Annotated in this window: 19 protein-coding genes; 15 read left to right on the top strand and 4 right to left on the bottom strand. The window is 36.0% G+C overall.

The features are described from left to right. The first annotated feature begins 298 nt into the window (after window positions 1-298). The 6 genes from KNQ07_RS11840 (at window position 299) to KNQ07_RS11815 (ending at window position 4,371) form a co-directional block, all read left to right on the top strand. Window positions 299-1,087: a ParA family protein gene (locus KNQ07_RS11840; RefSeq protein WP_214766862.1), complete on the top strand. Its 789-nt coding sequence runs from the start codon at window positions 299-301 to the stop codon at window positions 1,085-1,087. Beyond that, a complete protein-coding gene (locus KNQ07_RS11835) occupies window positions 1,071-1,763 on the top strand; it encodes a DUF3102 domain-containing protein (RefSeq protein ID WP_214766860.1) in 693 nt (230 codons plus the stop codon). Before KNQ07_RS11840 ends, KNQ07_RS11835 begins: the two co-directional genes overlap by 17 nt. Then, the gene (locus tag KNQ07_RS11830) at window positions 1,760-2,536 is read left to right on the top strand and encodes a ParA family protein (RefSeq protein ID WP_214766858.1); all 777 of its coding nucleotides are present in this window, start codon (window positions 1,760-1,762) and stop codon (window positions 2,534-2,536) included. The genes KNQ07_RS11835 and KNQ07_RS11830 overlap by 4 nt, the downstream gene beginning before the upstream one ends. Then, window positions 2,533-3,339: a DUF1481 domain-containing protein gene (locus tag KNQ07_RS11825; protein ID WP_214766856.1), complete on the top strand. Its 807-nt coding sequence runs from the start codon at window positions 2,533-2,535 to the stop codon at window positions 3,337-3,339. Before KNQ07_RS11830 ends, KNQ07_RS11825 begins: the two co-directional genes overlap by 4 nt. 92 nt (window positions 3,340-3,431) lie before the next feature. Then, entirely contained in the window at window positions 3,432-3,989 is a 558-nt protein-coding gene (locus KNQ07_RS11820; protein WP_214766854.1) for a DUF6036 family nucleotidyltransferase, read from the top strand. A gap of 31 nt (window positions 3,990-4,020) precedes the next feature. Next, the gene (locus tag KNQ07_RS11815; protein ID WP_214766852.1) at window positions 4,021-4,371 is read left to right on the top strand and encodes a hypothetical protein; all 351 of its coding nucleotides are present in this window, start codon (window positions 4,021-4,023) and stop codon (window positions 4,369-4,371) included. Between the two features lie 161 nt (window positions 4,372-4,532). Here the strand turns inward: KNQ07_RS11815 and KNQ07_RS11810 are convergent, their stop codons facing one another. The 4 genes from KNQ07_RS11810 to KNQ07_RS11795 form a co-directional block, all read right to left on the bottom strand. After that, window positions 4,533-5,288, bottom strand: coding sequence for a coiled-coil domain-containing protein (locus tag KNQ07_RS11810; protein WP_214766850.1), 756 nt, complete (start codon window positions 5,286-5,288; stop codon window positions 4,533-4,535). 113 nt (window positions 5,289-5,401) lie between these two features. Next, the gene (locus tag KNQ07_RS11805) at window positions 5,402-6,724 is read right to left on the bottom strand and encodes a hypothetical protein (RefSeq protein ID WP_214766848.1); all 1,323 of its coding nucleotides are present in this window, start codon (window positions 6,722-6,724) and stop codon (window positions 5,402-5,404) included. After that, entirely contained in the window at window positions 6,721-8,793 is a 2,073-nt protein-coding gene (locus tag KNQ07_RS11800) for an AAA family ATPase (RefSeq protein ID WP_214766846.1), read from the bottom strand. Before KNQ07_RS11800 ends, KNQ07_RS11805 begins: the two co-directional genes overlap by 4 nt. 568 nt (window positions 8,794-9,361) lie before the next feature. After that, a complete protein-coding gene (locus KNQ07_RS11795; RefSeq protein WP_214766844.1) occupies window positions 9,362-9,808 on the bottom strand; it encodes a hypothetical protein in 447 nt (148 codons plus the stop codon). 406 nt (window positions 9,809-10,214) lie between these two features. Here KNQ07_RS11795 and KNQ07_RS11790 point away from each other — a divergent pair, with 406 nt between their 5' ends. The 9 genes from KNQ07_RS11790 (at window position 10,215) to KNQ07_RS16330 (ending at window position 19,756) form a co-directional block, all read left to right on the top strand. Next, complete coding sequence (locus tag KNQ07_RS11790) at window positions 10,215-10,766, top strand: hypothetical protein (protein WP_214766842.1); 552 nt, start codon at window positions 10,215-10,217, stop codon at window positions 10,764-10,766. Window positions 10,767-10,966: 200 nt separating this feature from the next. Next, on the top strand, window positions 10,967-12,778 hold the full coding sequence (locus tag KNQ07_RS11785) for a hypothetical protein (RefSeq protein ID WP_214766840.1): 1,812 nt from the start codon (window positions 10,967-10,969) through the stop codon (window positions 12,776-12,778). Then, window positions 12,738-14,279: a hypothetical protein gene (locus KNQ07_RS11780; protein WP_214766838.1), complete on the top strand. Its 1,542-nt coding sequence runs from the start codon at window positions 12,738-12,740 to the stop codon at window positions 14,277-14,279. Before KNQ07_RS11785 ends, KNQ07_RS11780 begins: the two co-directional genes overlap by 41 nt. Before the next feature lie 39 nt (window positions 14,280-14,318). Then, on the top strand, window positions 14,319-14,933 hold the full coding sequence (locus tag KNQ07_RS11775) for a hypothetical protein (protein WP_214766836.1): 615 nt from the start codon (window positions 14,319-14,321) through the stop codon (window positions 14,931-14,933). Between the two features lie 78 nt (window positions 14,934-15,011). Next, window positions 15,012-15,218, top strand: a complete 207-nt coding sequence (locus KNQ07_RS11770; protein WP_214766834.1) for a hypothetical protein — start codon at window positions 15,012-15,014, stop codon at window positions 15,216-15,218. A 94-nt stretch (window positions 15,219-15,312) separates the two neighbouring features. Further along, on the top strand, window positions 15,313-16,251 hold the full coding sequence (locus KNQ07_RS11765) for an IS30 family transposase (protein ID WP_147512116.1): 939 nt from the start codon (window positions 15,313-15,315) through the stop codon (window positions 16,249-16,251). Window positions 16,252-16,732: 481 nt separating this feature from the next. Next, window positions 16,733-18,430, top strand: coding sequence for a DUF6044 family protein (locus KNQ07_RS11760; RefSeq protein WP_214766832.1), 1,698 nt, complete (start codon window positions 16,733-16,735; stop codon window positions 18,428-18,430). Next, window positions 18,414-19,373: a glycosyltransferase family 2 protein gene (locus tag KNQ07_RS11755; RefSeq protein WP_131504378.1), complete on the top strand. Its 960-nt coding sequence runs from the start codon at window positions 18,414-18,416 to the stop codon at window positions 19,371-19,373. Before KNQ07_RS11760 ends, KNQ07_RS11755 begins: the two co-directional genes overlap by 17 nt. Beyond that, complete coding sequence (locus tag KNQ07_RS16330; protein WP_214766830.1) at window positions 19,370-19,756, top strand: GtrA family protein; 387 nt, start codon at window positions 19,370-19,372, stop codon at window positions 19,754-19,756. The genes KNQ07_RS11755 and KNQ07_RS16330 overlap by 4 nt, the downstream gene beginning before the upstream one ends. The last annotated feature ends 705 nt before the right edge of the window (window positions 19,757-20,461 follow it).

Below are 20,461 nucleotides of genomic sequence, written 5' to 3'. Positions count from 1 at the left end.
TAATTCTTTTTTAACTCCTTTAATCTCTTAGAATGTATTAAATACTAATAATCTGTTAGGTACCTCTATTATTTTTATACAGACCATAAGGTACCAACGAATCGTTGATTCTATAGAACGTAGATCATTAGAGGAATAGATTTTACAATTTTAAATCTGTATACATTTCGACGCCGAAATGTATACACTAAATATTCAATGTATACATAATTTTTATTTAAAAATTGTCATATTATCGATAAAATAATTGTTTTTCATGATCTCTTATGTGATGATGAAAAAGGAAAGGGGAGAAATCATGAATATATTAACGTTTTACATATCAAAAGGCGGATCAGGCAAAACCACATGTTCCTTAAACATGGGACATGCTCTAGGAGAGCTCGGTTACCGGACATTACTAGTGGACCTTGATCCACAAGGTTCTCTCAGCAAATTGATGCTCAAGGAATCAGATACCATCCAATACATGACCCTGTATGATGTGCATGCAAAAGGTCTTGCTATCGAAGAGGTCCTATTTGATGATGAAAAACATAATATTAGTCTTCTCCCTTCAAATGAACGGAATGCACGACTTATCAATTTGATATCGGAACAAGACAAGATCTTCTTGTTGAAAGATATGCTTGATCCACTTGCAGAGGAATTTGACTGGATTATCTTGGACTCAGTGCCTTCTATCAATGAACTGTCAAAAGTGGTCCTGTCGTGTGCGGATCATGTAGTCGTACCCTTTATGCCAAAGAAGCTGGTATTCGATCAATTAGGTAGTACCATTCGTACCATTCGTCAGGTGAAAAAGTTCTATAATGCTGATCTCGATTTAACCGGTATTATGCCAGTTGCCATCGATTTAGGACTAAAGGGGGATCGGGAATATGCAGAGGCGATGAATCAGTTAGCACATGCGGAGAGTCTTGCCGTTCTTCCGGCCGTTCGCCGTGCTGCCTTTATTGAGAAAGCAGCAGACAATGGAAAAAGTGTTCTTCAATACAAGTCAAAGGAAGGACTAGAACTTGCGCTACCATTTCGAGAACTTGCACGTCACATGACCGGAGGCAATCCAAATGAAGGCACGGAATAAACAGATTCATAAAGTGAAGCCGCAAGAGCAACATCCCTACCGGAGTGGTTTAACCGATATCGGATCTGTTGTGCAAAAGTTACCGGTCTCACGTGATCTTGAAAATCTTGCGGTTGAGATTAAAGAGCTAGCCAAGGTCCAAACCATCTCAGTCTTTGAAATTGGGAAACGTCTTTCAATCGCCCGATCGGAAATGCATGATAAGCAAGAATGGCGAAACTTTTTAGATATCGTCAGCTTCTCCAATTCGCTTGCCTCACGCTACGTTAAGGCCTATGACACCTTACAACCATTTGAAAATTCGCTTGGTACCTTACCGGCTTCAAAAATCTTTGAATTGATGTATGTCGAGGATCCGGAAGATGTTGTGTTACATGGTCTTCCTGTAGAAGAGGGACGTAAGCCCATTGAGCAAGCAACCGTTCGAGAGATTCGTGCCAATCGATCTAGTACGTCTGGTGTAAAAGTCCGTGCTTTTCGTCAGAAAGAGGTGGCATCGACGGTTCTCTCAGCGCGAGTGCCAACAGAAACATCTGAGCGTATTCAGATGTTGGCGAGTGCGAAAGGACTCAGCATTAGTGAGTACCTCTCAAACATAATAGAAGACACGATCAGCCGTGACGTTGTGGAGAATGATCAGAATACCGATCGGCTAGAAGGGGAGGAAGAACAGTGAAGAAAATCGCATTATACAATCGTAAGGGGGGCGTCGGGAAATCGACGACGACGATTAACCTTGCGCATGTGTACGCACGACAAGGACTACGTGTCCTCGTCATCGATGCCGATGATCAGGCTTCAACTACAAACGGTCTTGGCTTGACAGATGATTACGACGGGAAGGTTCTTCTCGATTGTTTAATGGAAGAACATGATCCCTTTTATGTGCCGATTGAACACGTCATTGTCACATGTGAATATGAGAACGGCACGATTCATTTAGTGCCTACACGTCGTTCGGCATCCCCAACAGGACTGACGAGTCAATTAGGGTATGAGTATCGCTTAAGCGAAGAACTAGCTCGCTTAGAAGAGTTTTTTGATATTTGTTTGATTGATTGTCCAGGATCTACTTCTGCGTTAAATCCATATGCGCGTTGCGCACTTGTCGCACAGGATCGAATCATCATGCCGGTTCAAATGCAAAAGTTTTCGATGGATGCTGTTTATACCGCTCCTGAGGAATTAGAGGAAATGAAACGTTACAAAGCAGATATCCATATTGCCGCCTTTATTCCAACAATGGTAAGCGCCCGTTCGAAAGGGGACGTTAATACTGTGGAAGAACTGAATGAATTAGGACAAGAGGTTGGCATTCCGGTCTTAACTACGATCCCATACATTTTAAAAATTCAGTCGCTCCAACGTGAATCCCGTCCAGTCATTGATCATAAAAGTCCGGCAACCGATGCCTATTTACAGTTAGCAGAGGAGGTACGTGCCTTATGAGTCGAAGTCGTAAAAAAGGGCAGCCCACGTTCAAGAGCTTTCAAGGAACAGTAACAGAACCATCAGTTAACGATAGTGCAACGGAATCCTTACGCGATGAACAGATAGAGGCTGTCAAAAAGTTTGCAGCACCTGCGATCTCAAATCCCTATCAGTCCCTTCCAGCAACTGGCCTATCACGTATTTTAACCAAACGACTTCCACAAGATGTCGACGGACTGGTTCAGTATTATAATCACATTGATACGATCCAAGCGACTAGCTTTGTTGAAAAATGTCGAATCTTAGCTCATGCAAATGCTTTATTCCATAGTGAAGAAACAAGAGCTCAGTTTAAAGCAGAACAAGGAAGCTGGACAGATTTCTTAACTAAAATTGGACAAACACGTTCTCAAGTCAGTCGATACATATCCTTTTGGAATGTTTTTGGAGAGAAAATTCTTCAGAAAGTGATCGATGTTGATTTTAGTGCTTCTAAATTAGCAGAATTGTTGACATGGCCAGAAGATCCAAAGTTGGCTTTACTAGAAGAACGGAAATATCCGACACAAAATAGAGAACTGACGGTATATGAGATGACACGCGAACAATTACGTGAAGTGAAGCGGATGTTGATTGAACGTCAAGAACAACGTACGCTTGAGGCTGAAGTGAAACCAGTAAAGCCCATGAAAGTACAGATTCGCTTTCCAGACTTAACAGATCCGTTATTTATTGGCCTGACACAAGCTGCGCGAAAAGAGCAGGTATCAGAAGACGAAATCATCCGACGTGCTCTTCAAGCCTATTTAAATACAAAGTAAACGAAGCGAATCGGAAAGCTGCAATAGTATATATGACGATGATTGCTAAATCATCCATTTCGTATGAAACCGTTTGAGCAGGAGGAACAACTATGTCTTACTCTAATCAGTACAAAGATGTTGAAGGTATCATTGATACTTTATTAGTACTTGATACATTCTGTGCCTCTAAAAATATTGAAATCGAAATCGTTATTGTAGGCGCCTCAGGAATACTACTGTTTATTGAAATGATGAATAAGGAAACGATGTATCGTCCTACACGAGACATTGATATTCGAATAACGGAAGGGACAGTGACACAAGAACTTAAGGCTGCGCTTCAGGAGTATGAAATTGAAATTGTCGAAGGTGTTATTCAGTTTCCACCACGTGAAGATTTTCAGGAAAATGATTTCCGACATAAGATTGAAGGGCTATTTGAAGCGATTGAAGTCTATGTACCCGATATCGAACTCTTAGCATGTACTAAAATCTTTTCTTCTAGACAGAAAGATTTAGAAGACCTTGAAAGTACGAATTTGTTAGAGTTGTGCGATAAAAGTAAGCTGCTTGAACTTGTCGAAGAGTACAAATCAAACATGACCTGGAACGATCCATTTTGTAATGTGCATGACTTGAGTCGAATTTTTCAGGAAAAGGGTATATAATTAGTAAAACTACTTGAGAGGAGGGTGACACATGACCGGTGAAAAAAATGTACGATTCCGAGAAGAACTGACAAACGAATTGAATCGTTTGCAAGTAGGCAGTTCGCGTTATCGCCAACAGACCGCTCAAAAGGCGCTAGATTTAAGTCGGCATGTTACGGCACCTGAATCTTTACGTGATCGTGAAACTGCCCGTAACTATGTTAAAAATGCTCAGTTACAGGTGCATGAAGATCAACTAGAAGACGTGGCTAAAATGATGAGTATGGCAGCACGGCGTGCTTATAATACGCCGGAGAGTGCATTTTCAGCAGACATGAAAGTAAAACTAGAAGAAAAACGTAATCGATTTAAAGCTTTTGGATTACGTGTTAAGTCATAAGGTATCTTCTATTAAATCCTAAGCAATGATTAAACGAATTAAAATCATACAAAAAAGGGATCTTATTCATTCCATTGAGAATGTAAGATCCTTTTTTGTGTGCAGTAAAACAGAGAAGGCAGCTAAACCGGCCCATTGATGAATTAAGAGTAGTATAAACATTAGTCATTTTCGTTTTTAGACTGTTGTTGCGTCCGCTCTCGTAAAACAGCTAATTCTACCTGTTCTTGAAGTCGCCGTTCAAAGGCCTCTTGATCGCGTTGAGCAATGGCTAGTTCTAACAATAATTTACGATTTTCTTCTTCTAGCTGCTCCGCTCGGTGACTTCGTATTTTAAACTCGTCTACCATATCAGCTAATGTTTTATTTTGTCGATACAATTGATCCCGTTCTTCTTCTAATTTTGTAATCATACCTTCCATATGAAAGACTTCCCGCTTTAAAGATGTTATCTCTTCTTTTTTCTTCACTTCAAAAAGTTCTCTTTGCTCCTTTGATTGTGCCAAAGCAACTTCTACTTTTTCAAATTTACTTTGTAAATAATCAAGTTCTTGCTGATGAAGAGACGTTTTTTCAATATACTCTGTCTCTAATTTTTCCTTTGCTTGAACCACTTCCGTCTCCAAGTCAGTGACTGTTTCCAGATGACGTGATTGAATCCGCTGATTTTCATATTGAAACTTCTCAAGGCGCGCTGCCCGTTCTTGAAAAAGAAGAGCAATCTGCTTAATCGAAGCTTCTAACACAGCATCTTCTTCACTCAGTTTGGGGTCAATTACTTTTTGCTCAGCTAGTACAATAAATTCTTCGAACAACTGATTTGTCGTGATCTGGCGTCCTTTGAGAAGTTCACCAATTTTTTCAGTAACTTCTTCAGAAAGGCGGAAAGACTTATTTTTCATTTCATTTGCTGACATATAGCACCTCATAAAGTATAAAATCACATCATCTTTTTTGTTGATTCTAAGAATAATTAATAATAGAATTTTTAGAAACATAAATCTAATGAAAGATCATTTATTTAATTATCTTAAAAATTTATCTTTTTTAATTTCTCTAGTAGATTCGAATCTATTTGGTCAACATTAGAAGATACATTATTTTGAAAACCTAATTGAATTGAAATATCTCTTTTAAATTTAAATAGTACATCGGAACTGATACTATTTTCATCGATGGGATACCCTATGACAAATGCTTTTAGATCTTCTAATGAACCAAATGAATGGTCTACATCAAAATCTTTAGAAAGAAATAACGAGTTTAAATATTCTTCACTATATATTTTTCTTTTTTTTAAAAGATCTAAAGCTTGATTCGAATGATAATTGTATAAATGCTTTAGTTTAAATAATTCAATATATTCGAGTATATTTGTTGTATCACTTATAGATTTATCAACTTCAATATCAATATCAATTTCATCATCAAGTACTTGTATTAACTTGAAATGAAAATACGTATGTAAGTCATTCTCAAAAGGATGTAGACCATCAAATTGAAGTTCTTTACTACCTTTTAATGATTGATTACATTGTTTACACGATGGAACTAAATTATAGAGTGACATTGAGAAATAAGGATATCGCCTTTTTGCAAAAAAATGATCAATATCAGCTCGAACGCGGCCATTATCTGAAACAAATGGAGAAATATATTGTCTATTGCAATATGGGCAAATAGTAACGTTACTACTCAATATGAGAATGTAATCATTCCATATTGTTTCATAAATTTTTACACTGTTAAAGTTTTTTTGAGTACAAAAAATTTCAGTTAGCTTTTGGAATTTTTTTTTGAAGTGCAAAGAATTTTCGGGTTCATAGAAATCTTGCTCTAAATCAGATAGTTCTGGATAATCTCTAATAATAAGATCTACTATCTTTTTTTGAACTGTAGGTGAAAATCGTTTCGATCTTGTTTCTTTCAATGCTATTTCGTAGTAACAGGAATAAATAGATCTCATACTAAAATTATCATATCTAAATAACTTATAAAAAAAATTTTTAAATTCAGTGGTACATTTTTGTGTAGACTTTAATAAATGAGTAATTAGTTTAAAATTATCTTCTATTGCTTTATTAAGTTCTCTTAGTTTATAAGGTAATCCAATTACAAAATCTTCAATATTAGCATTAAAAAACTCTAAAAACCTCTGTTGTTCAAAAAATAAATATTTATTAAACTCAATTATTGACTCGGTGAAATTTATTTCATTAAAAAAATCATGATCTAGAGACTTAGTTGAATTATCAGGAAAATCATTAAGTTTTTTCAAGTGACCAAGTATTTCATTTTCAAAATAAGTATAATGACGTTTTTCTATTTGTTGTGTGTATTGAATACGATTCATTCTAGATTCTCCTCATTTTTTTGAAGATCAATTACGTATTGAATAAAAGTTTCTTTTTCGCTATTATTCATCGATTTAAAGGAGTCAAAAGTAGTAAGTACTCTTGTTGTTTTTCCATCATCTTTTAATTTAGAGATTTTGTCTTGAAAAGAATAGCGTATAATTTTTTCACCAATAATGTTCACAACATTTTCAATACTATCTAAATTAGGTTGATTTGCTTGGTTTAAAAAATTAATATCCTTCTTTGAGGATTTTTTTATTGTTATTAGGTCTAAGTTAAGTCGTTCAAACACACCTGCTGCTAAAATCCCATAAGTTTTTGAAGTGGAAAAAACTTCAGAGAATAGATTATATAGATTTTGTCCAAATGTTTTATAGTTGGCGTTCACCGTATTATTGCTCTCTATTGAATTTACATATACAACATTACTGTGAGGAATATCTGATAGTACCAATGGAGAATGAGTAGTGAGAAAAAGTTGGATCGAATAATCATGTAGAAGTTCGGATGCAACGTCGAGAATAGTTTTTATATATCTTCCTTGCCATTCAGGATGAAAAGAGGAATTTCCTTCATCAATCAATAACCATAATCTCTTTGAATCACTACCAGATCTCTCATATTCATTGCGTAGTTGTAGTATTTTCGAGCACAGATTTAAGAAGTGATTTTCTCCAGTACTTAAATCCCAAGAGAAATTTAAGAATTTTTGTGAAGAAATCGTAAAATAGGCAGGGAAAAAATCATCCTGTAAACTTTTATCCACATTTATTGAATAGCCGATAATCAAATCTTTATTTGTAGAATTATTCAATGAATCCATGTTTTTCATTTTCTGAAGAGCATTAGTGTAACGAGTTTTAACATGAATAATATCACTTTCGGGAAAATCAGTGCTAGCAAAACTAGTTTCAAATATGCTTACAATATTATTAAATGTAATATTTGTATTTTTAATTCTATTCAAAAAGGTGCTAAAATTTTTATTTCTTTTTTGCATAGTTTTTAGAGATATTTCTGATATATCATTCTCTTTTGCTGCATCAGATTGATTTCTATTAAAAATATCATTCGTATGTAAAATAGTGAACATATCTCCAAGATAATTTAAAATAGCATGACTTTGAATGTTTTGAAATAAGCTTGAATTATAGCTCAGTATTAAATCGGACAATTCATATATTTGAGAGTCTTTCATAAATAATGTATTGCTTATAGATTGTTCTTCTTTATTATAATTTTGATTTTGAGAATAGTTTTTTAAAAAGTGTTTAGTATTTTCAAAAAAACTCAGTTTTACAAACGAAGAATCTAAAAAAATTTTTAATTTTTTAGGAAGGTTAAAAGGTAAGTAAGTATCTGTGTATTTGGATGAGATAACAAATTCTACCTGATTTAATGTTTCTTTAAAAAAATACTGTGTTATAGGATTAATAGTGTTTAGTTTATTGTTTTCCTTAGAATTTTTAGATATAGTATTGTTTACAATATTGCTCGTTGAATTGCGTACTAAATCGTTTAATGTTTTCCCAGGCGAACTATTGTAAACGTTTGACGAAGGATTAGAAAAAAAATCAGAAGAGTTGAAATTCTCTGTTAAATAACCAATACTTTTAGAAGAAACTAGTTTTTTGAACTTTTTTTCTGAGATTTTGTTTACAATTTGCTTTTTAGTATAATTAAATTTAACTTCTAATTCATCTATTTGATTTGCAGAGTAATATGAAAACTCCTTAGTATCTAAATCAAAAAAAACTCCTACATTGTTGAGATTTGAATAGCTTTCGTGTTCGTTCCAATCTAAAAATGACCTGATATTTTTAAGAAGTGTTGTCTTTCCAGCACCATTATTTCCAACAATAACACTTAAATTATTGATGTTACTGTATTCTTCAAATATATAAGAATTAACTGAAAGCACGTTTTCATTTAAAGGAGATATCTGTATTATTTTTTTTGAAAAATCGTATTTAATATTAGAAATATCAAAGAAAGTGCTCTCTTGATAATCATTTGTTTCGGAAATTCGCTTTAAAAGGTAAATCAAGATTAAATTTTCGTTCATAATTGTTTCCTCCTTCGTAACCTTTCTTAGTAGATGGCGGAAAATTTCTTGAATGGGGGGTTTCTATGCATCAGGGTCGAATCAGATATCGATAATGGATGTCATGGAATGGAACCTGCTTATTTAAGTACCATTTTCGATCTGCATGACAAATCTATCAGTTCGTCATACATAGGTTGAACAACGCATATTTAATACACTTAAATGCCCCCTTCAAGATGCTCCTCTAGATAGTCCTCTCCTTTATAGTAATGAATCTAAATTTTCCATCTAATCGTATGACGAAATTAGAATGTACTACTCAAAGTATGTTTCTTGTAGGTAAATGTATTGACAACAGTCCGATGAAATTATTTTTAGGAAGCACTAAAGTGTAAGAGACATTATTTCCATAAATTCGTGGAGTTCGACTAATTCCTTCGCGCCATTCAACGTTATATTAGCTTTTATAAAAAAGTTCGGTATCAACGACAACCAAGCTGCTCAAGAGTTTTTTTGTTAATGTGTCTGTCTACTTTACAGAGCACAGTTCAATATCGTGCTATAGGAATTTTATTGATATACATATTCATGTTTCTTTTTTTATTGATAGTTGATTGTCACTAATCATCAGTTGTTCATTTACTATCTGAACATAATCGTACAGTTTACCTGACTTGATGTATGGATATCCTTGGCCATTGCTATCTTTCATGATGATTGTCTGTATTACGTCTCCAAAACCGATGGTGATCCAGAATCTAGCGTCATTATAATTCATCTCCCACGTCATATTTATGAATTTTCCAGTATCATTTCTCACTTCTACAGTCTTCAACGACCATTGTGAAGGGGTAAAATGCTTGATCTGAAACATCACTTCTTCTGGAATGTTCCTCTTAGTTTGTCTATCAATGAAGTGTTTTGAATGCAACTTCAATGTTCTTGAATTACGCATTTTAAAGTGGACACGTTCGAACAATGAACTTGGTCCGAAATTTACATGAAAGCGAGAAGTTTCAAAGCGTGGTGCCATATAATCAAACTCTCCTATTTTATTGAATTTCCAAACATTAGTTATCAAAAACACAGTAACATTCATTTTATTATAATGGAGGAAAGTGAATAGCGGTAAAACATCTTTGTAGAGACAAAACATTTTTTGATTAACTGGGCTAATTTTTTAGTTAAGCAGAATTTCATAAGATTCATTGATAATCAGTTGGCAATTTCATTAGCATATTTAATGACAATGATTAATGAACTAACTAATTAATTTTAGAGGCTATTAGCTTTTAGTTCCATGAGAAGGGTTTTATTTTACCGTTCACTAGGAATTTTTTTACCAGTATAAATTATAAAATATGGAAACAAAAAATCTGAATTTATTACTTTTTACATTTATATGATATATTTAACTTTAAATGAGAAGGTTATACCAATTGTTAGGGCATATCGTAAGATTAATTAAATGGTTTGTTTTATTTTGTATTTTGGTTTCTGTTTTTCAACACCCTATCTATTTTCCAAATCCACCGTCTGTCCTGCAGGAGTATATCTTTAAAAAGCTAGATGTATCATTTTTTGATTATAATTTTGACTACGTTAATTTAGGTTTTTTTGAAGGTGTTTCTAATGGTATCAATTTTATTTTTAATAGTTTTTCATTTTATATCGTAAATATTTTTATTGATTACTATAATGGTTTTGATGGTACAATGAATCATTTTTTGTGGGCAATCTTAGGCTTATTATGGCTACCTATTAAGCACGTATTCATTTCATTTTTAGCATGTATAATGGTTGCTTTGATCTCTGTACTCACTTTTGTAAATATTTTTTATTACATTGGATTAATCATTAGTATGTATGTGTCATTTAAAGTATTTTTGTTTTTATTGATTACACGCTCAAAAAACTACCGTGTTGAAAATGTAAGAACTGAGAATGAAGACAACGAATTGGATTCAATCAGAAGCAAAGCTAATCCTTAAAGCATGTTCTCAAAACAAGAGACATGCTTTTTATGTTATTTACATACACCAGTTTTTAAACCTATCGAAAAATAGTGTGTGGTAGAAAATAATAATCTACTATTGCAATAAATGATTGTATAATAAATACATAAATATTAAAAAAATAAAAAAATGGTAAAATTTTAATTTTTTTTATCTTTATACAGGAGGTAATTTTAATGAATATTACACAATTTTTAAAAGATAATGCTTCTAATTTAATCGGTAGTGATGTTCAAGTTGCACCAAATATCTCAGAAAAGAAATTAAACTCTGCTATTAATGCTTATGCAAATGATGCTGTTCCCGAACATGTGATTTTACTACACGATTCAACTTTGTTAAAAAATGCCAAGGATGGGCTATTGTTTTTAGGGGACCGTCTTTATTTAAAGCCTATGTTTGAAAAACCAATTGTTGTTCCGTATAAAGAATTACTAGAAATTCGAATAGATCGCGAAAAGATTGTAAAAGGAGATAAAGAAAAAGAACAGCTTCACGTTGTTCTGACTACTGAGAGCACAACACATATTTTGACAAATAAATTACATGATTATTCGATTGAAAAGTTCGTTAAATTAATTGAAGGGATCATTGCTCTGAAAAAGACTCAGGAGTTTGAAAATGTATCGCAAATCACACCTTTAGCGGATATGTCTGAATCGTATAAACTTTCTTATTTAAAAGTATTAGCTAATTTTACTATGTCTGATGATGGTAAAGTCGATGCTAAAGAATATAGCGAATTGATGTCGCTTGTTACACGCATTCATCTTAGTTCAGAATACCGTTTAAAACTAAGAGCTTATATTGGATCGGTAAAAGATCAAGAAGAGACTATGTTTCTAATTGGAAAACTTAAAGAGAAGTCAATTTCCATCGATTTTTCTATCGTTCAAAAATCACTATTTAAAGATCTCTTATACTTATATAAATTAAAAAATAGTTTACCGACATGGGAAGAAAATAAATTCCTTATACAATTAAGAGATGAATTTTCAATTCAATCTGAAGAAATCGATTTGATTTGTGCTGCAATTAAGAATGACGAAGATATTTTAACGTTCCGGAAAAACGATTCTGACATTGTTAAGTCGATGAAAGATATCGCTGCAAAAGCTGCTGCTGTTGGAATGCCACTTACAGCGATTTATTTATCTGGTTCTGTTGTTGGTTTGAGTGCAGCAGGTCTTACATCTGGATTAGCTACATTAGGTATGGGTGGGATTTTAGGATTCTCAAGTATGTTTACAGGAATTGGAGCTATTGTGTTAATTGGTGTAGGTACTTATCAAGGATTAAAGAAAATCACAGGTATTAAAGATATAGAAAATAATAAACAGCGTGAATATATGCTTCAAAAAATCATTCGAAATTCTCAACAAACACTGGATTACTTGTTAGAAGATATTAATGAAATATCTCGTGCATTAGTGGCGTCTATTCAAAAAGGAAACGAAAACTCAGAAAAAATCAATAAATTATCTAGCATGTTAACAATGCTAAGTGAAAGTGCTCGATTTAGTGCTAGAAAACAAAATGAATCTCAAAAAGAACAGATGATTACGCATCTTCCTTTAATTTTAAGTACTGACCGTTTAGAAGAGCTTACACCTAAACCAACACAGTTAAAAATTCGTGAGTTTATTCTTAAGTGTTATACAACTGAAGTTACTGAATCTATAGAAGAAGTAACTCCAGAAGTAACTCCAGAAATGAATCAAGGATTTGTTTTAGTGGGGGGAGTTCAAGAGAATGCAGAACTTTCGAAGTTGAATTCTTTCAGTGAGAATTATAAAAAAACATTTGAAAGCTTTAATAAAACACAAAACGGAAAATTAGAAATAAATGAAAATCTAAGTTTAGAAGATTTAGAAATGCTTCAGGAATCTTTTGAGAACATTGGCTATTTCGAATTAACAAGTGGTGGAGTTGCTGAGGTTACTGGAAGTGCGAAACGAATTGCAAAAAACTTGTTTGGTGATCGGTGATCAAATGAAAAAATTAGATGAAGAATGGAATGAGATAGGTAAAGCATTATTAGCACAAAATCATCAAGTAGTATCGGCAGAACAAAGAATAAGCGACGTGAATAAAAACATTGAAAGCTTAGATCACCTCCAACATGAGCAAAGTGAAGCCCTAGATCATTTACTTGCTCAAGCAACTATGCTGATGAACGGACATCAAATTCAACAGGAACAACATTCTTTTTCTGCACTTATTGTTCCTGATTATGATGATTTACAGCCTTTATCTATTTCAGATAAATCGTGGAATGATTTTTCAAAGCGGATTGATACCTATTTGATCGAGAAGGGTGTTGCACACGAAAATCCATATGAAGATTTGTTAAGTGCTCAACAAAAAGCAGAGATAGCAAAAACGTTTCGTGAGGAATTTATCCTGAAGAATGAATCTTGTGATCGTTATGATTATATGATTGCTGCGTTTAGTGGTCTTGTAACCGGTTTAATCGATAGTTTTTTTGTAGGATCTCCACTCGATAGTAAAATTATGAAATGGTCTGATCAAAAAGTCGATAAAATCGTTATTAAATTTTCAAAAATGGTATGGAATCACGATAAAGCAAATGGATCGAACATTCGTACACAGCCAGACTCAATTGCTAGTGCCATTGGTTATCTTGAGAGACGTTTTAAAGTGAATTACGATGCGCGCTATGCAAGTGATTTGAAAATGAACGGAGAGTCGCTAAACATGCGTCCAACCGATCATCATTTAAAATCACTTGCACATGCTCCAGATATCATAGGATTATTCTTTTCAATTCTTGATCAATTCACTGGAAAAGCTAGTTTTGTATCTGATGGAAAGCTACTTCGACTTGAACCAAAAGAAGACGGTTCGTCTAGGTTAGTGGGCGGAACGATTTTATCTAAACTATTTGCTGGTTTTTCAAACTGGTTAGGACATTTATTATCAGATATATCTGGTTCGAGTGGCACGAGGGGACATTCAGATGGTAGAAGAGGGGCTGGGATTCCTCTTCCTTTTTTTGAAGTATTTCAATTTGCAAACGTCGGTAATATAAAACATAACGGAGCCGATCTGACGATTGCAGAGTTCTCGACTAAAGTGTTTGAAAAAGGATATGATGCTCGTTTTGGTGCAGCAATGGCAGTTCCGGTTGTGCTAAATGAATTGATTATTCGTTTATTATGGGGACTAAAAAGTAAGTTTTATCATCAAAAAAGTTTTATAGAGTCACTTCCTTTTGGAAATAAGCCGACTCTTCGAAAAATGCTGCTAGTTGGACAAGGCTCTCTATGCTTAACAGATGGTATTGATGCATATCTTCGAAGTAATAATGTCCCTATTTTATTTGCAACGCGACTGAATTATGTTGCATGGAGTCGATTTATGTATGCGTCTATAAAAGAAGTCCGTGTCTTTTTAAAAGGCGACGTATTAGACATTCAAGCTTTGGATCGACATCTTGAAGAAGAGTGGCAGCGGTTGAGACTCTAAAAAATCGCACAAATCGTACAATAGGGAGCTAATTTTAATATGAAAAAAATTCTAATGGTTGCACCACTCCTAATACTCTTTGGATGTGGTACAAACGAAGATGTGCAAGAAACTAAGGAATTAAAATCTAAAATTTCTACTCTTTCAAATGAAAATGAGCAATTAGAGAAGAAATTAAAAGAGTCAAAGAATCAATTAGAGGAGCAAAAACTCTCATTCACAAAGATAGAAAATGAACTTAATAAAAAATTAAAAACTGCCAATAAAGAAATGACCGAATCGCAAGTCTCAAAAGAAGAAGTAGAAGAGACTAATAATACTACTGAAGAGCTTGGTCACGGTATTTCTACACCAGGAGATCCAGCTTTACCCTCACCTAAATCAGGTACGTATACTCCTACAGAAGTAGAAAAGAAAAAAATGTATTATTTTGATTCTTCGGAGAAGCGATATGCTTTTGCTGTTACTAATGGGAGCGTCCTGCATGTACGTGATCAGCCTTCTAAAAACGGAAAAATTCTTACTAGCTTAACGGATGGATATGAAATGCGTACTTTGGCTTATAGTGAGGACAGATTTTGGTTTTATATTAATACTACTACGTATGATGGAGAACCAATTTCTGGATTTGTTGCAGCGGAATTTACTGAATAATATTTTATACAATATATTATAAATAAGATAAAATTAAGCCGAATTTAATTATTAGGACTAAAATTGGAGGAATGAAATATGGAAGAAAAATTATTAGAAAATATGCGCGATATTGAAGAATATGATAGTTACTATGTAGTTCAAACAAGTATTGACGAACATTGTGGACTATATGTTGTCGATGACAGTATTTTTGAAGGCAAAGTGTTAGATGGAGTTTTAGATTGTGCTACAAGGTTCGATACTGTTGAAGAAGCGCAATCTTTTCTAAATGACGAATTGTAATATTAAGTGCAACACCTAGCTGAAAACACAAAAAAACCCATAACGGCCTCGTGTAGAATAGAGTTACCACACAAAATTCAATGGAGGATTCGTTATGAGCTATGTTCATCTTACCACATCAGAAAGAGTCAAAATAGATACGTATCTCGAGCTAGGTTTCTCTGTCCGAAAGATTGCTGGACGCCTGGGGCGTCAACCTTCTACGATTTCACGAGAATTGAAACGAAATCCTTACTATGATGCTTCCTGTGCTGACCAGCGTTATGTGGAACGCAAAAAGAAGTGCGGTGCACGGACGAAGTTTACGCTCGAAAAAGGAGACCGTATCCTCGAAAAGTTACGCGAGACATGGTCCCCTGAACAGATTGCTGGACGATTATTCCAAGAAGAAGGACTCTCGTTCAAGACAATTTATCGCTGGATCTATACGGGCCTCGTCGAGGCCGATTCTGGACTCCTTCGACAAAAGGGAAAGCGTCAGAAACCACGTGAGACGCGTGGACGCTTTAACGTCGGACTGCCAATCAGTAAACGTCCGTCTGACGTCAAAGGGCGCCAAACGTTCGGACATTGGGAGCTTGATACTGTTGTCTCGGGTAGAGGGAAATCCAAAGCCTGTGTCGCAACGTTCGTCGAGCGAAAGAGCCGTTTTTATCTCGCTGTACCGATGGAAGATCGGTCCGCTCAATCGATGGAGTCTGCGATTCAAGCATTGCATCTTTACTTCCCGTTGGGAACGTTCCAAACTGCGACGACAGATCGTGGAAAAGAGTTTAGTTGTCATGAACGAATTCGTGACACGTTAGGCGTACCGATGTATTTTGCGGATCCGTATTCTTCTTGGCAGCGTGGGAGTAACGAGAACGCCAATGGTCTTCTCCGTGAATTTTTCCCGAAGGGGACAGATTTCGGAAAGGTCAGCCGTTCTGAACTCGCTCAAGCGCTCGCCTGGATTAATGGGAGACCTCGGAAATGTCTCAACTGGAAAACTGCATACGAGGTCTTCACGGAAGAAGTGTTGCACTTAATTTGACAAACCGTCGACTAAAAAAAAGTGAAGATTATAGTTATTTAGATATTCAATTTCGCTCTCTATTAATACATGGGCAACTTAACAAATCTTTTTGGCATAGTACATTGCTAAGTCTACCTGTTTTATCATTTGTATAAAAGAAGATGAATCTGTCAGATAACCGAAATTCCTATACGTAGAGGATAAGATATGTTGTAGCTTTTTATCACATACAGTTTTGTTAAAGTAGAGAGAATTAAATCGGCATGTTGCTTCAGTATGTTAGCTTTTTCAATACGTCAACTGTAAAAATCATCGTATTTTGTGTGATTCTCATAGGAATGTCCATTTATTGTATAAGTTATACTATAATATCAACTTAGCAATTTAATTTTCATTTAAAAGGAAGATATCTTAAAAATAATTATTATTAATAAAAGAAGTGTAAAAAGTGTGATTAAAGACGATATTGAGATTATTTTAATTCCAAGGGAGCGAAGGTATGAAGGAGAGAACATACATTTTTTTAGGGATGCTACTAGCTAGCTTGTATGTTCTACCGATGATTTTACTCGGAGAGCATGCTCATGTTCGAATTCATGATAATCTTGATTCAAACATTGTATGGTATAAGACGCTTGTTGACACACATAGCGTTTACGCTAGTCTTCTGGCTCATGTGCCGAGTTTATTGAACGGCGTTGTGTCGAGGAATGCTTTCGTTAGTGAATTCACTGGCATTCTATGGTTGTATCAATGGTTTACACCCTATACAGCGTATGTGATTAGTCAATTGTTGGTCCGTATCTTTGCATTTTTAGGTATGTACTTGTTGCTGCGTGACTATGCGCGAGATAGAATACCACAAGGATATGTCTTATGGGTCGCTGTTCTCTTCTCTTGGACTCCGTTCTGGCCGTCAGGAATGTTGAGTACGCTCGGGATGCCGCTACTATTGTGGGCATATTGGAACATTTGGCATAGAAAAAAACTAAAATCAAGCTACTTTATTCTTTTACTTGTGCCGTTCTATTCGAGCTTCGTTTTAGGTATTGTCTTTTTTCTAGCAACCCTTGCTACCTATCATGCTATCAAAGAGATTCGCGGACGAACCTTCCATGGTCAATTTTGGCTGGCTTACGGAGTACAAGTCCTACTTTATCTTGCGATTGAGTATCGTCTCGTTTATTCCATGCTATGGGAGGAGACACCCTCGAGTCGAAATGATTTTGATACTGCCCACAATGGATTTTGGGAAACGATCCAATTATTTTTTAAAAACTTGTATGTTGGACATACGCATGATCGTGCTGTTCAATCCCCAATCATTTTTATCATTTCAATGATCGTACTGTTGCTCGTTCTTAGACGGAAAGAGAGTGTAGCTCGACAAATTCGTAAAGTAGCTTGGCTCTTGATCGGATTGTCGCTTTGGTACGCATTTTGGTTTTACAGCGGATGGAATCCATTAAAACAGCATGTCTCATTAATGCGATCTTTTAATTTTTCGCGGTTCCATTTCCTTCAACCGATGCTTTGGTATGGTCTGTTTTTCTTAGTACTGGAATGGTTGTGGCAGAAAGGCAGTCGGAAATTAATCGTATGTGTACTAGCAGCTCAAACTCTGGTACTGCTGACATGGAATCCAGAATATCTTTACCGACACCATCCATCTTATGAAAACTTTTATGCCACATCTCAATTTACGGCAATTAAACGATATATTAACCAACCGACATCCGACTATCAAGTCGCTTCGATTGGTTTACATCCCGCCGTTGCTCAGTACAATGGAATACGGACCATCGACGGCTATGTCAATTTTTATCCTTTAAGCTACAAATCAGATTTTCGTCAAGTGATTACTAATGAGCTCGATAAGAGTGAACAAATTAAACAGTATTACAATACGTGGGGGAATCGCGTCTATCTGTTTTCATCCGAGCTTGGAAAGCACTATGAATTCACAAAAAATCATCAAGTAACTATTAACCAATTAGAAATTAACACGATACGATTAAAGAAAATGGGTGCTGCCTATATAATATCTGCTGTACCGATTAAAAATGCAAAGGCAATCGGACTACATTATGAGAAAACGTTTCATGATTCACAATCTGCCTGGGATATACGTTTATACAAAGTAAGTCCTGCTCTAGAAAATACAGATAGGAGAACAAACCATGACGACAAAAAATAATACGCCGACATTAGGAGTCATCATTCCTTGCTATAACGAAAAAGATGTCTTGCAACTGACGATTGAAGCGTTGAGTCGTTTCTTCGAAGAATGGCAAGCAAAAAAACTGATCGCAAAAGATTCCTTCGTCCTGTTTGTCGACGACGGAAGCAGTGACAATACATGGGAGCAAATCGAACGTGTGCACGCACAGGACTCGCGCTTCCGTGGTCTCAAGCTCGCCCATAACGTCGGACATCAGAATGCACTGTTCGCAGGGCTTGTTGAAGGGCATACAGTAGCTGACTGTGTCGTATCAATGGATGCCGATCTCCAGGATGATGTAAGTGTAATTGAGCAATTTCTAGCCCGTTTCGCAGAAGGAAACGATATCGTTTACGGCGTTCGTGAAGACCGTCAAAGTGACAGTTGGTTTAAGCGGACCACCGCACAAGGGTTTTATCGCTTCATTGATTGGCTTGGTGTAGAGACAGTCTATAATCATGCCGACTACCGTCTCATGAGCAAACGAGCGGTCGAGACACTCTGTGCTCACCCAGAAAGGAATCTATTCTTACGTGGAATTGTCCCGTCGCTTGGGTTTCAGGCAACAGAGGTAACCTATACCCGGCACGAGCGACAAGCCGGGGAATCTAAGTATCCGTTGCGAAAGATGATCGCACTTGCTTGGGATGGCGTAACATCATTTAGCGTCCGACCGATCAAACTGTTGTTCTTACTGTCACTCTTCATGCTCATCGTGTCAGTCGGGTTTGTGGGCTACGCCTTGTACCAACGTTATGAGGGGGAGACGATGGACGGGTGGACCTCATTGATGATGTCAATCTGGTTCATTGGTGGCCTTCAGCTGTTCGGCATTGGACTGATTGGAGAATACATCGGAAAAATCTATCAGGAAGTCAAGCGGCGCCCGCGGTATGTCGTCGAGAAAATACGAGAATGATGACATTTCTTCGTTTCTTATTGGTGGGTGTCTTAAATACACTGGTCGGACTCACCATAACTTTGTTATGCTATCATGTCGTAGGTACTGGCTACTGGGGAGCAACAGCGATTGGTAATGCGTGTGGTGTATGGATCAGTTATCTGCTCAATCGACGGTTCACCTTTCGACAAGAAGCTGATGGGTGGTCTTACTGGCTCCGTTTCTTGATCGTCGTGCTCGTGAGTTATTTTTTAGCATATCGGATCAGCTTGATTGGTGTACATTACTTTTTTCCAAACCTCCAGGAGACAGTAGCAATCTTGATTGGCATGGTCTTATATACTGGGCTCAACTTTTTAGGTCAGTCTTATTGGGTCTTTCGCAAGTCAATTACTGACTAAAAAACACTTTGCCTTTAAGGGGCAAAGTGTTTTTTTGACAAAAATTTTCCGAAGTTCATCCCAGGAGGACTTCGACGTCGGTCTGTCGGTACCCCTGACCATATCTCTTCGAGGCAGGAGACGATTACTTCAGCTTAAAAGCCCCGGGGTTACTCTTAAATTAAATCTTCAACTTCGGCAGACGGGACACTCCCGTCCTGTCCTCACGCGAGGGCATGGACGGAAAACAGCGTCATTTTTCTTTTAAAAAAAGCACCAGCAAATGGGGAATAGATTTGTCCCAAATCCAAGGGCAGTGAGACGCCCGCATTGGACGGAGCCACTGCGGGTAAGAACGTGTATATCGTCTTTTCTATATGCGAGAGGAGAGTGTCTTTCATGATGTAGTGATGAGAGAGACAGTAATCGAATGGATGAAGATTTATTTACAGATGTCTGATTTAGTTGAATCGCTCATCATCTAAACGTGTCAACCTTATCTTTCTATATTAGCGAAGAAGAAAAAAGAACTTTCGGGCTCATGCGCGAGGCATCTCTATGTTCCTGTTCCATGCGACGGAGGGCACTGAGCGCTGGATAAATTTATAAAAATAAATAGGCTAGATTTTTTTAATATGACGGTTTGTCAAATTAAGTGCAACACTTCTTCCGTGAAGACCTCGTATGCAGTTTTCCAGTTAAGACATTTTCGTGGTCTCCCATTAA

This window comes from Exiguobacterium sp. s145, from assembly GCF_018618835.1.
Classification (GTDB): domain Bacteria; phylum Bacillota; class Bacilli; order Exiguobacteriales; family Exiguobacteriaceae; genus Exiguobacterium_A; species Exiguobacterium_A artemiae.
Note: the sequence above shows the minus strand (reverse complement) of the source record. Positions and strands in the feature narration are given on the sequence as shown.